12 protein-coding genes and 1 tRNA gene are annotated in these 12,951 nt (G+C 40.1%); 9 read left to right on the plus strand and 4 right to left on the minus strand.

Features of this window, described 5'->3' with window-relative positions:
- Positions 1-213: 213 nt before the first annotated feature.
- A tRNA-Leu gene (locus BN1875_RS11940) sits at positions 214-296 on the minus strand.
- A 58-nt stretch (positions 297-354) separates the two neighbouring features.
- On the opposite strand from BN1875_RS11940, the gene BN1875_RS13750 reads away from it, so the two are divergent.
- Together BN1875_RS13750 and BN1875_RS11945 are read left to right on the plus strand one after the other, a co-directional pair.
- Complete coding sequence (locus BN1875_RS13750; protein WP_171000801.1) at positions 355-525, plus strand: hypothetical protein; 171 nt, start codon at positions 355-357, stop codon at positions 523-525.
- A 101-nt stretch (positions 526-626) separates the two neighbouring features.
- Positions 627-1,844 (plus strand): pyridoxal phosphate-dependent aminotransferase, encoded by a 1,218-nt coding sequence (locus tag BN1875_RS11945; RefSeq protein ID WP_048605057.1) that lies wholly within the window; start codon positions 627-629, stop codon positions 1,842-1,844.
- Positions 1,845-2,040: 196 nt separating this feature from the next.
- Here BN1875_RS11945 and BN1875_RS11950 read toward each other — a convergent pair whose 3' ends face one another.
- A complete protein-coding gene (locus tag BN1875_RS11950) occupies positions 2,041-2,226 on the minus strand; it encodes a hypothetical protein (protein ID WP_048605058.1) in 186 nt (61 codons plus the stop codon).
- 135 nt (positions 2,227-2,361) lie between these two features.
- Between BN1875_RS11950 and BN1875_RS11955 the strand changes: the two genes are divergently transcribed.
- The 4 genes from BN1875_RS11955 to BN1875_RS11970 all read left to right on the plus strand — a co-directional run bounded on the left by BN1875_RS11955 (position 2,362) and on the right by BN1875_RS11970 (position 8,689).
- Entirely contained in the window at positions 2,362-3,192 is an 831-nt protein-coding gene (locus BN1875_RS11955; RefSeq protein ID WP_048605059.1) for a helix-turn-helix domain-containing protein, read from the plus strand.
- A gap of 76 nt (positions 3,193-3,268) precedes the next feature.
- Positions 3,269-4,417 (plus strand): N-acetylglucosamine-6-phosphate deacetylase, encoded by a 1,149-nt coding sequence (gene nagA / locus BN1875_RS11960; protein ID WP_048605060.1) that lies wholly within the window; start codon positions 3,269-3,271, stop codon positions 4,415-4,417.
- A 152-nt stretch (positions 4,418-4,569) separates the two neighbouring features.
- Positions 4,570-5,271, plus strand: coding sequence for an ABC transporter ATP-binding protein (locus tag BN1875_RS11965; RefSeq protein ID WP_048605061.1), 702 nt, complete (start codon positions 4,570-4,572; stop codon positions 5,269-5,271).
- 7 nt (positions 5,272-5,278) lie between these two features.
- Positions 5,279-8,689, plus strand: coding sequence for an FtsX-like permease family protein (locus BN1875_RS11970; protein ID WP_048605062.1), 3,411 nt, complete (start codon positions 5,279-5,281; stop codon positions 8,687-8,689).
- A 70-nt stretch (positions 8,690-8,759) separates the two neighbouring features.
- On the opposite strand, the gene BN1875_RS11975 is transcribed toward BN1875_RS11970, so the two are convergent.
- Complete coding sequence (locus tag BN1875_RS11975; protein ID WP_048605063.1) at positions 8,760-9,359, minus strand: FUSC family protein; 600 nt, start codon at positions 9,357-9,359, stop codon at positions 8,760-8,762.
- Between the two features lie 112 nt (positions 9,360-9,471).
- On the opposite strand from BN1875_RS11975, the gene BN1875_RS11980 reads away from it, so the two are divergent.
- Entirely contained in the window at positions 9,472-10,425 is a 954-nt protein-coding gene (locus tag BN1875_RS11980; RefSeq protein ID WP_048605064.1) for an aromatic acid exporter family protein, read from the plus strand.
- Between the two features lie 108 nt (positions 10,426-10,533).
- Here the strand turns inward: BN1875_RS11980 and BN1875_RS11985 are convergent, their stop codons facing one another.
- A complete protein-coding gene (locus BN1875_RS11985; protein WP_048605065.1) occupies positions 10,534-11,487 on the minus strand; it encodes a Gfo/Idh/MocA family protein in 954 nt (317 codons plus the stop codon).
- Between the two features lie 145 nt (positions 11,488-11,632).
- Between BN1875_RS11985 and BN1875_RS11990 the strand changes: the two genes are divergently transcribed.
- Positions 11,633-12,151, plus strand: a complete 519-nt coding sequence (locus BN1875_RS11990) for a hypothetical protein (RefSeq protein ID WP_048605066.1) — start codon at positions 11,633-11,635, stop codon at positions 12,149-12,151.
- Positions 12,152-12,221: 70 nt separating this feature from the next.
- The gene (locus BN1875_RS11995; protein ID WP_053082160.1) at positions 12,222-12,950 is read left to right on the plus strand and encodes a M15 family metallopeptidase; all 729 of its coding nucleotides are present in this window, start codon (positions 12,222-12,224) and stop codon (positions 12,948-12,950) included.
- The last annotated feature ends 1 nt before the right edge of the window (position 12,951 follow it).

A 12,951-nucleotide genomic window follows, 5' to 3' on the forward strand; every position in this document is an offset into this window, starting at 1 on the left:
AGTCAACAGACATCACTTTTAAAAAGAGTAACAGATAGCGAAGTCTTGGGGAAGAATCTTCTGCTTAAATCTGTTACTCTTACTTTGTTATTTTATCATTTTTTTATTTTGGTGGAAAGCAAAAAGGTATAGATGTGCTGTTATCAAATTAGTTATTTTCTACTGTATGAATGAAAACATAAAGAGAAAGAAACGTTCTACTTTAAAAAAGTATGCGGCCGAGAAGACTCGAACTTCCACGGGATTTCTCCCACTGCCCCCTCAAGGCAGCGCGTCTGCCATTCCGCCACGACCGCAAGTTTTGCAACAATAGTATCATATCAAGATTATTTTTTTTGTCAAGAGGTGTTTTTTTTGGATGGAAAAAAATTTGACGGCACGTTTGCCGGGTTAGGAATAGTTGTTGGAATCTTAATTGGTCTGGCAAAAGAAAATTTGATGTTTGGCTTGTTTTTAGGGGTAATTATCGGGATTGCCATGGACTGGCTAGCTAATCTGATAACGATGTATCAAAAGGATGAATAGAAGTAAAACTTTTTTGAAAAGAAGAATCGAAGGATTGTAATTTTGGCTTTCTTCAATTACTGTTATAAGAAATACCATTGCTGAAGGAGACAACCGATAAGATGAAAAATTTTGCAAAATCAAATAAGCTTGAAGGCGTCAGCTATGATGTTCGAGGACCGGTTTTGGAAGAAGCAGAACGAATGCAGGAGGAAGGAATCAGTATTTTAAAGCTGAATACTGGAAATCCGGCTCCTTTTGGGTTTGAGGCACCGAATGAAATCATTCGAGATTTGATTATGAACGTCCGTGATTCAGAAGGCTATTCAGATTCGAAAGGAATTTTTGCTGCCCGCAAAGCAATCGAGCAATATTGTCAGTTAAAGAAATTTCCTAATGTCACTATCAATGATATTTATACTGGAAACGGCGTCAGTGAATTGATTACCCTGTGTATGCAGGGGTTGTGTAACAATGGCGATGAAATTCTTGTACCTGCTCCAGATTACCCATTATGGACCGCTTCTGTTTCTTTAGCTGGAGGAAAACCGGTTCATTATATTTGTGATGAACAAAGTGAATGGTATCCAGATCTTGCCGATATTCGTTCGAAGGTCACGGATAAAACGAAAGCAATCATTATTATCAATCCCAATAATCCTACAGGAGCATTGTATCCAAAAGAAATTTTGGAAGGCATCGTGGAGATCGCCAGAGAAAATGATTTGATTATTTTTTCTGATGAAATCTATGATCGATTGGTGATGGATGGACGTCAACATATCCCAATTGCTACGTTAGCACCTGATCGTTTTGTCGTTACTTTGAATGGATTATCTAAATCTCATCGTGTAGCCGGTTTTCGAGTTGGCTGGATGGTGTTGAGCGGAAACAAAGCCCACGCAAAAGATTATATTGAAGGTTTGAATATGCTGTCTTCAATGCGCTTATGCTCAAATGTTCTTTCCCAACAAATCATTCAAACGGCTCTAGGTGGGTATCAAAGTGTGGATGACTTGCTGTTGCCCGGGGGACGTATTTATGAGCAAAGGGAATATATTTACAAAGCAATCAATGATATTCCTGGTTTATCCGCAGTGAAACCGAAAGCAGCCTTTTATATTTTCCCGAAAATCGATACCAAAAGGTTTAATATTACGAATGATGAACAATTTGTTCTGGATTTCTTGCATCAGCATAAAATTTTGCTGGTTCATGGCGGCGGCTTCAACTGGGAAGCACCGGATCATTTTCGTCTCGTTTATTTACCAAAAATGGACGACTTAAAATGGACGACGGCTAAAATGCGAGAATTTTTGGCTATCTATCAACAAAAATAAGCAAAACAGCATTTTCCAACTGAGGACTTCTTTCGGCCCCTGTGTTGGAGAATGCTGTTTTTTATGTTAAATGATAAATTAATGAAATAAAAATCGTATTAGTAGACAAAAATAGGTCCCGTTTGTTATTTTGACAAATAAGAATACGAGAAAAAATAGCTACAAGAAGCAACCAGAAGAAGCAGCTATCGTTTTGTTAAGGTAATATCGGGGAAGGTTCACAATCTTTTTTGCTGACAATCAGCCGATTTGCAAATTTTTCTGTGATTTCTTCACAGGAAGGTTCAGCAACATTGATTAAAAAAGAATTTTCATATTCCTTTTCGATCCGGCCTTTAAATAATCGGTGCTTCCATTTAAACGTAACCAGCGCTTCACTCATGTAATCAACTCCTACTATATATTAATCGAAAAAAAATCATGATTTCTTGAGAGGGTAGTTAGTGTTCTTTTTGTATTATGTGATAAACTAAACAATAATGATAATGCGAATTAGCATATAAAAAAGGTGAGTTTTATGGCGGAAAAATTTTCATTTGGCGGGGTCATTCGGGAAATTCGCAAAGAGCGGCAGTTATCGCAAAAAATGCTTAGTCAGGATATCTGTTCTCAAAGTGTTTTGAGTCGTATCGAAAATAATGAAGAATTACCTAATGTTTTGGTGATGCAACAATTATGTGAACGTTTGAACGTGACTATTGATCAGGTTATGTTGTTTCATCGCTATGATATTCAAAAAAGCCAACAAATTTTAGAACAGATGGAATATCATTTTTTTCATAATGAGTATGAAAAATTAGAAGAGTTGTTGGAGCAGACCCATGTATTGAATCAACTGTATCTCGATACAGACTTGCAATTGTATTACTACTATGAAGGTAGTTGCAAATTTTATCTGCATCAGGATTATAATGGTGCCTTGCTGAGTCTTAAGCAGGGACTTTCATATACTTTTCAAGTGAATAAAATCCATATGTCAGCCAATGAGATCCAGTTGCTTAGTTGTATCGGTCGAGTGTACTCAGCGTTAGGGGATACAGCACAAGCACAAACCCATCTGGAAAAAAGCATGACTCTTTATGGAGGGTTGCCAGCGCAACGCCGCAACAATCGGTTGACAAAAATTTTCTTCAACTATGGCAGTTTTTTACTGGAACAAAAAGACTATCAGCAGGCGTTAACTTTTGTCAGTCAGGGAATCGAGCTGGCTCATGCGAAAAAAAGTTATTACTATCTGGGAGAACTCTTTCAGTTAAAAGCACAACTTTTAGAAGCCTCTCAGAATAGAGAAGCCGCAGCACAGTATTTTACTCGTTACCGACAAATGGAAGAAATAAATAAAATTTAAAATGGTGTAGACCTTTTCTTGACTTCTTTTGGCAATAGGAGTAGTTTTAAATTAGAAAATTAAAGGAGCGAGTGCAATGAAAACATTTATTTTTGCTGACAAGTTTTTCTTGAAATCTGGTGTAAAAGGACCCGGCTATTTAGAAATCACAGAAGGAAAATTTGGTGATTTTACTTCTGAATTGTCTGACAAGGACGCAAAAGTAATCGATCAAAGCGGAAAATGGATTGCCCCCGGCTTAGTGGATACACATATTCACGGTTTTATGAATCATGACGTGATGGATAACGATGCAGAAGGAATCAAAGCAATGAGTGAAGGCTTGCTTTCTTGTGGTGTAACTTCTTTCTTGCCTACAACTTTGACTTCCAGTAAGGAACGTTTGCGGGATGTAGCAGAAACTGTCGGCAAGGTGCATCAAGAGGTAACCGGAGCTAAAATTCAAGGTATTTATTTTGAAGGACCTTTCTTTACAGAAGAACATAAAGGTGCGCAAAATCCTTCTTATTTTGGTGATCCTGATTTGGCAACTTTCCATGAATGGCAAGAAGCTTCAGGCGGAATCATCAAAAAAATTGCTTTAGCACCTGAACGTAAGGGTGTGGCAGAGTTTGTGGAACAAGTGACCAGCGAAGGTGTGGTGGTTTCTTTAGGACACAGTAATGCAACCTTAGAAGAAGCACAACACGCTGTTGAAGCGGGAGCGAGCGTTTTCGTTCATGCCTACAATGGAATGCGGGGATTGAATCACCGTGAACCAGGTATGGTTGGGGCATTATTGTCATTGGAACATGTTTTTTCTGAATTGATTTGTGATGGTCATCATGTTCATCCTCAAGCGGCAGAAATTTTGATGGAAAAAGCTGGACATGATCATGTGGCATTGATTACCGACTGTATGATGGCCGGAGGAATGCCTGATGGCCATTATATGTTGGGAGAATTTCCGGTGGTAGTAAAAGACGGTACCGCCCGTTTAGAATCTGGAAATCTTGCCGGCAGTATCTTGAGATTAAAGGAAGCTATCAAAAATGTTGTTGACTGGGGAATTGCAACACCAGAACAAGCAGTGATGATGGGCTCATTAGTACCAGCTATCAGTTGTAAAATTGACGATGTCTGTGGATCAATCGCAAAAAATCGTGCTGCAGACTTTATCGTTTTAAATCCAGATATGACGTTATCCGCAACATATCTTGACGGAGTAGAACGTTACCACGCATAAAACAAATCAGACCGAACCGACTAGCTTCTGTTTTACGACAGAAATTAGTCGGTTTTTTTTGAAGAAATCCTTTTCTTTCCTAAAAGATAGCCGCGGTTTTCTTTCTGAATTATGGTACACTAGAAGGGAAATAACTAAAGGAGCAAGATACGATGAGCTATATTGATGTCATTAATGAAGTAAAAAAATATCAAATGGGCGACACAACGATTATGGCAAATGATGGAATCACTTTTCCCGTTGAAAAAGGAGAAATCGCAGTTATCTTAGGTCCGAGTGGGGCGGGGAAATCCACCGTCTTAAATATACTTGGCGGCATGGACACCTGTGACAGTGGTCAAGTGGTGATCGATGGAGTGGATATTGCTGGATTTAACGCAAAACAATTGACGGAATATCGCCGTTACGATGTCGGTTTTGTTTTTCAATTTTATAATTTGGTTCCGAATTTGACTGCGAAAGAAAATGTAGAGTTAGCGTCACAAATTGTGAACGATGCCATGGATGCGGAAGAAGTTTTACTACAGGTCGGTCTAGGTAAACGGATGAATAATTTTCCGGCCCAGCTTTCTGGTGGAGAACAACAACGGGTGACGATTGCCCGGGCTTTAGCAAAAAAACCGAAACTTTTGTTGTGTGACGAACCGACAGGAGCGCTGGATTATGAAACAGGGAAACAAATTTTACAGATTTTGCAGGACACGGCTCGGAATATGGGAACGACGGTCTTAATCATTACCCATAATTCTCAGATTGCACCGATGGCTGACCGAGTGATCCGCATTAATGATGCAAAAGTTCGCAGCATTGAGGTCAATGAACAGCCGACACCGGTAGATGAAATAGAATGGTAGGAAGAGAATGAAGAAATCAGCGTTACTTAAAACAAGTCTCCGAGAAATCAAAAACTCTCCGGCACGCTTTTTTTCAATCTTAGGGATTATTTTTTTAGGCGTTGCTTTTTTTTCCGGCATCGGGGCAACAGGTCCGGATATGATTCAATCTGCAGAAGATTATTATCAGAAACAACGTTTGGCAGATGGGTCAGTCGCATCTACGTTGGGGGTTACTCAAAAAGATCTGGATCTGATTAAAGCTGATCCACAAGTTAAAAAAGCAGTACCGCAATATATGCTGGATTTAAATTTGACAAAAGCAAATCAGGTGGTTCGTTTATTTGGGTTGTCGGATACATTGAATGACTACCTCCTGACGAAGGGGCGTTTGCCAGAAAAATCTGGAGAAATTGCGCTGGACGCAATCACTGATTTACAAGGGGAATACAAAATCGGTGATACCTTTGAAATTGCTAAAGAGGATGATCCGCAAAATCAAGTGACCACCCACAAATTGAAAGTGGTTGGTTTTGTCCGTTCACCAGAATTTATTGAAAATGTGAAGCGGGGAAACACCAATGTTGGAACAGGCTCCGTTGATTATTTTGGTGTAGTCTCAGAAAAAGATCTGGCTTTAGATGTATATTCGCGCATTCTGGTTACTTTCAATAGCACGAAGGATGAGACAGCGTACACGAAAAGTTATGAAGAAAAGGTTGATAGGGCGCTTGAAAAACTGGAAACTACGTTGGATGACCGACCAGAGGAACGATTAGCCGAGGTCAAAGAAACAGCGGCAGCGGAACTGGACAAGGTAAAAAAACAAATCACTGACGGGGAACAGGCGTTAGATGCTGCGGAAGAAAAATTGGTCCAAGCAAAAAAAGAACTGGATCAGGGAAAACAGACATTAGCAGAAAATGAAGCTCTATTGGCAAATGAAACCGCCCAAGCAGAACAAACCTTAGACACCAATGAAAAAGAACTTCTAGAAAAAGAAGCAGAATTAAATCAGCAGGCGCAGCAAATTGCCAGCCAGAAAGAACAATTGACCGCCGCAGAAGAAAAATTGGCAGAAGGACAGGCACAAACAGCAGAGGCAGAAAAGCAACAACAAGCATTGCAAAAAACAATCAGTGAAACGACCACTGGGGTGACGCAATACGAAACATTGTTAAACCAACTGCAACAAGCGGTCACGTTAAGCAAAGAAGAACTGGCAGCAACAATCGATGCCCAACAAGCCAATTGGTTATCCGTCTTGCGAAGCATTAAAAGCGACGCTGCAGTGATTGCACAGGCGGCCGCTTTAACACCGGAAACGGATGCGGCACAATTCCAAGAATTTGTTGCAGCAGTCAATGGTGAGAAGCAAAAAATAACCGCTCAACTTTCAACATTGCAAGCAGAAGCAGCCAAAATTGAACACGCCCTCCAAGAAGCAACAACGGCGGCACAAACGTTGCAACAGCAAAAGCAACAAATTCAGCAGGCGGAAGCGCAGATCCAAGCTGGTCGCAATCAGATTGACGCAGGAAAAACAGCGATTGCTGCTGGTCGTCAAGAGCTGGCAGAGCAGAAAGCTGCTGGAGAAGCGGAGCTGGCAGAAGCTGATGAAAAATTAACAGAAGCTGAAACACAGTATCAGGATGGACTGGCAGAATTTCAAAAACAAACCAGCGAAAAAATGCCAAAACTTCAAGATGCAAAGTTACAATTAAAGAATGAGACTGCTCGCTTAGATAAGTTAGAACCAGCAGAATATCTTTTCTCTGACAGAGAGGACAATCCGGGGTATACGGAATACAAGCAAAATGCCGATCGAATTTCTTCTCTAGCAACTGTCTTTCCGATTATTTTCTTTTTGATTGCGGCGTTGGTCAGTTTGACAACCATGACCCGAATGATCGAGGAAAAACGATCAGAAATTGGGACGTTCAAAGCATTGGGCTATAAGAACCATGAAATTGCACTGAAATTTCTCTTTTATTCCTTGAGTGCAGGTCTGATTGGTTCCGTCCTTGGTTTAGCCTTAGGTTTTTATTTATTTCCAAGTATCATTATTAGTGCTTATGGGCAACTCTACAATATAGAAAAATTTGTTACACCGTGGTATCTGAATTATTCACTGATCGGTATCGGAGTCGGCTTAGTTTGTACAGTAGGCGTTGCACTGTTGACGTTGCGGATCGACTTGTTGAGTGCGCCAGCCAGCTTATTGCGTCCCAAAGCTCCTAAAGCGGGGAAACGGGTATGGTTGGAAGCCATTCGTCCTCTTTGGAGACGGTTGAGTTTTACACAAAAAGTAACGATGCGTAATTTGTTCCGTTATAAACTGCGGATGTTAATGACGATTTTTGGCATTGCCGGCTGTACGTCGATGATTCTGACCGGTTTTGGTTTGAGAGATTCCATCAGCGACATCGTTCCGATTCAGTTTGAAAAAATTTGGCATTATCAAGGAATCGTCACCTTCAATGAAAATGTGACACCGACACAGCGGGAAAAGTATGAAAAAACCGTGGTGACGTTACCTGATTTCGATGATCGGTTGCCGATTTCTTCTGAGGTACTGACGCTTTCTGGAGAAGGTCAAACGCCACAAGATGTAACAGTTTATGTTCCTAAAAATCCTGATTCGGTAACGGATTTTATTTTATTCAACGATCGTAAAACGAATAAAAACCTGTCTTTGACTGACGACGGGGCAATCATTAATGAAAAATTAGCCAATTTATTCAATTTACAGGTTGGAGACACCATCGATTTAAAATCAACAGATCATACGTATTCGATGAAGGTAGCGGCGATTGCTGAAAATTATACCGGACATTTCGCTTATGTAACACCCACCTATTATCAAAAAATATTTGAAGAAGCACCAACCTACAATACTGAATTTCTGACCTTCTCAACAACAGTTTCAACAAAGCAGGAGGAAAAAATTGCTGAAACCTTGATGGAAAATGACGGAATTATCAATGTTTCTTTCTTGTCGGATTCTTCCCATGCTTTGGACGATACTACCGAAACATTGAACATTGTTGTATGGGTGCTGATTATTTCTGCCGGGTTGTTGGCATTCATCGTCTTGTATAATTTGAACAATATCAATATCTCGGAACGAATCAGAGAATTATCTACCATCAAGGTACTAGGTTTTTATGACAAAGAAGTGACCATGTACATTTATCGGGAAAATATTATTTTGACGATTTTAGGAATCTTGGCGGGATTATTCTTAGGAAAAATCGAACACGATTATGTTTTGAAGACAGTGGAACTGGATATGTTGATGTTTCCACCAACGATTCATTCTATCAGCTATCTTTATTCGAGTTTAATTACGATTTTCTTTACGGTTGTGGTAGGAATCGTTATCTACTTTAAACTCAAGAAGGTTGATATGATTGAGGCATTGAAATCAAATGAATGAGGACTAAAAAATTGGAAACAAACAAAGCCCCGAAAAAACGACCAACCGTTTTTTCGGGGCTTTATGTTAATTAGTGTTTATGATTTTTTGAACGTTCGATTTCTTTTTGAGTTTCTACCAGCATGATTTGCAATTTTTCTTCCTTTCGTTTTAAAACCGCCAAATCTTCTGTGATTGCCTGTGCGGTTTCTGTTTCAGGCGGACGGATAACGAAATTAAGCGTAATGGCGATGAAGGTACCAATAAAGGTATCAATCACCCGCTGAATCGCAAACAGGGAGGATTCTCCTTGGGGAACACTCAACGAGATCAACAGCATGGTCGCAATGGCAGAAATAATACCGGAATTGTTTTTGATGCCGTCAGATACGATAATCACCACTGCCACAAAGAGGGGTAATACAAAAAGTTCTACAAGAAAATCATTGTGGAAATATTGCTTGATAAAAAAGAAAATAATCGCCATTATGCCGCCAATTGTATTGCCAAGAACGCGAGAACGTCCGAAAGAAACGGTGGTGGTTAAGTCTTGGCGTAAAGAGAAAACAGCAGAGAGCGCGGCAATCAAAGGTTGTCCTCGATCAAGAAAACGAAAAAGCAGAATACAGATCATGACGGATAGGGCGGTTTTCATGGTGCGCATACCAATTCTGAATCGTCCGAAGTACATAAAATTCTCCTTTTCCTTTATCATATCGAACTATCAAAATGATTGCCAGTTATAACTGTTTTCGTTACTATAGAAACAGTCGGAAAATCATCACGAATCAGGAGGGCTCGTTATAAAAATTGGATTAAGAACTATAAAAACAGCGGCAGCCGCTGCACTTGCAATGATTGTTGCTAACAGCCTTCACCTGCTTTACGCACCGGCAGCGGGGATTATCGCTGTTTTAAGTGTGGGTAATAGCAAACGGACATCCTTGATGACAGGACTCAATCGTCTCTTGTCTTTGCTGTTGGCAACAGCCATCGCCTTTATTTGTTTTCATGTGATTGGTTTCAATCCAGTTGCTTTTGGCATTTATTTGCTGCTGTTTATCAGTCTGTCAGTAAAATTTGGACTGGAAGACGGAATCGTCGTCAATTCTGTTTTGGTGACGCATTATCTCATCGAAGTCTCCTTTGCGCCACAGCTTTTATTGAATGAATTTTTGCTGATGACAATTGGTGTGGGCTTTGCCTTGCTGTTTAATTTAGCAATGCCGGACCTTCAAAAAAAATTAAAAGAAGATCAACTGGTCATCGAAGAACTGTTCCGCAAGCTTTTGCGCCAAATGGCTCTCCAATTAAATCAACAGGGAGAAACGAATTTTATTGAAAAGTGCCAAGGGCTGTTGGGCTTCATTTATGAGGCGCAAAAACGAGCAAAAATTGATCAGGAGAATCAATGGATCGATCCAGATGCGTATTTCAAAGAGTATTTTGCAATGCGGCGTACACAGCTGCGGGTATTAGGGGATATGATTGATTTATTGGATAAGATTTTTGTGGAGGAAGAATTTGTGGAAGATATCCGCCATTTATTGGAGCTGACAGCAAATGAATTTGCCGAAGCCAATGACGGTAAACAAATTTTGGCGGAAATCATGCAGGTCTATGAAAATTATCGAAAAAAACCATTGCCTCAAAGCAGAGAAGAATTTGAAAATCGGGCGATGCTGTTTCAATTTTTGCAATCCTTCACTAGTTTCATCGAAATAAAAGCCGAATTTGCTAAACAAGATGAAGATTAAATTTCATTGAACAAAATCCGAACGCTATGTAAAAAAGGTCTCCTTGCAGAGTTTTGAGGAGTACTCTTTTTGTAGCGTTCGGATTTTTTTATTTAGATGGAAAAGGTGCTATTTGCTCCGCCATATTGTTTGCATCTGGTCTAGAACTTGGATTACGTCTTGTGTCAAATGCAACGAATGGTTCGGTTGTCCTTCAATGGTTTGGATCATTGTATCGACTTCATAATTTAATGCGTTTTGTGAATTGCCGGATTCAATAAATTCTTTTGTACCATCTACATAAAAAATTTCTGCTTGGTCAGCACGAGGATAATCAGCAACCGTAATATAGCCGTTCTCAAAGGCTGCAACGCCGATTTTAGGCATTTTTGCTTGAAAGGTCAGTGTGACAGCCGCCATTTCATTGTGTTCGTTTCGTAAAATGGTGACAGATTGTTCGTCAACGCCGGTTTTAAATGGCAGCATATCACTCGCAACTACGGTTGGAGGTGCGGTCATAAATTGGCGGACAAAGGAGACAGCATAGGTCCCAATATCTAGCAATGCGCCACCCGCCAATTGAGGATTGAAAAAGCGATTTGTCGGATCTGGTTCTTTGTAACTGCCAAAAGGAGCTTGGATCATTTTTAATTTTCCAAGTTTTCCGGTTTGGATAATACGATTCAGTTCTTTGAAAAGAGGCATATTAAAAATTGTCATTGCTTCTTGTAAAATTACCTGATTATCTTTTGCAGTTTGAACCGCTTCTTCCAATTCTGCTTGATTTAACGTGATCGCCTTTTCGCAGAGAACGTGCTTGCCGGCTTTCAGTGCTTGCAGGATATGGGCATGGTGAAATTGATTTGGTACAGCAACATAAACACAGTCGATTGCCGGATCAGCCAGCATGGCTTCATACGAATCATAGGCCTGCTGAATAGTGTATTCGTTCGCGAACTCTTTTGCTTTTGACAAAGAACGAGAAGCAACGCCATATAAAACACTTTGTTCCTGTGAAAAACCTGATGCAAATTGATGGGCGATTTCACCTAGTCCGATGATTCCCCAGTTGTATTTTTTCATTTCGTTTCCCTCCTTTTTTAAGATAAGTATAGCAGAAGTCGTGACAGACATAGATGGATTTGTTTAAAAAAAGAGAAATATCCGAGTTTTTCAGGTGATTTTCTTCGGTAAATTCAGTAGAATTGACTTTGAGGAGGCGTTTTTTATGCATGAAGTTTATATCCAAATATTAATGAATACTATCCATGAACAATATGCGACGGAAAGAAATTTCTTTGAGGGCATTCTAGGGAGCGAAGAAGAGCAATGGGTAGCGTGGAAGGCGGGAAAAGCCAGCCTTAGCGCAGAACAAAATCAGAAAATAAAGAATCTTTTCAGTGATTACGAATGGATGCTGCTACAAAAGATTTTACGGCAAACCATTATTTTTCCTGAAAAAAGAAACAGCGCCATTAGTGAATACAAAAAAATGAAAACAAAAATCGCTCAAAAGTGGTTGCAGTCAGAGTTGGCTTCTGCGGAGATGATTCCCCATAGTGAAGAAAACAAAAACCAGCACTATCTTGATTTAAAGGTGACCCTCACGTATGATGAGTGGGGTTTTGATGACATATTGAATTTCCGTCTGCCTGCAGTTATTCAACAGCAGATTGAAAACGAGAAAGTCGCATTATTGGACTGGGTCAATCAAAATCTTGAAGACACCTACATGAGTGAGGAGTAACAGAAACAAAAGTGAGAGGATTTTTATTATTAAAAAAGTAGGAATAACTATACTATTCATTGCGGGAATCGTGGTTGCGACCGCTCTTTTCATGAGTCATGATGCCCCAGCGCCGAAAGCAAAGGTATCGCAAACGACTTCAGAAACAACTCCCGCAAAACAGACAACAGAAAGTTCAGCGGAGGCCTTGCCAGACGTTTCACCTACAGATTGGCAATTGGTTTTAGTCAGTCCAGAGCATAAAATCAGCAAAGAAGTTTCTGCCAATCAATTAGTAACTGTCGATGGCGGACAACAGATTGATCGGCGCATCCAGCAACCCTATGAAGAACTGGTAGCGGCGGCAAAAAAAGCCGGTATTCAGTTAAAACTGATTTCAGCTTTTCGCTCTGTCAGTGATCAGACTTCGGTTTTCAATACCCGAGTAGCACAATTGATGAGTCGAGAAAATTTATCTGAAGAGGCAGCGAAAAAAAGAGCAATGCAGACAATGACGGAGCCGGGATACAGTGAGCATCACACTGGTTTGGCCATCGATGTAGTAGATCAAGAGTGGTTGGCAAGTAATCCCAGCATGATTTTGGACGAAAGTTACAGTGAACACACCGGTGCGAAATGGTTACAGGAAAATGCAAGGAGATTTGGATTTATCGTGCGTTATCCTGATGGTAAGGAAGCAATCACCAAAATTACTTATGAACCATGGCATTTACGATATGTGGGAGAAGAAAGTGCGGAATATATTGAGGCACACCATATAACTTTCGAAGAATTTATTCGAGAATTAACGGAAAAGTAGG

Origin of the sequence: Enterococcus massiliensis, assembly GCF_001050095.1 — a bacterium.
Lineage (GTDB): Bacteria > Bacillota > Bacilli > Lactobacillales > Enterococcaceae > Enterococcus_C > Enterococcus_C songbeiensis.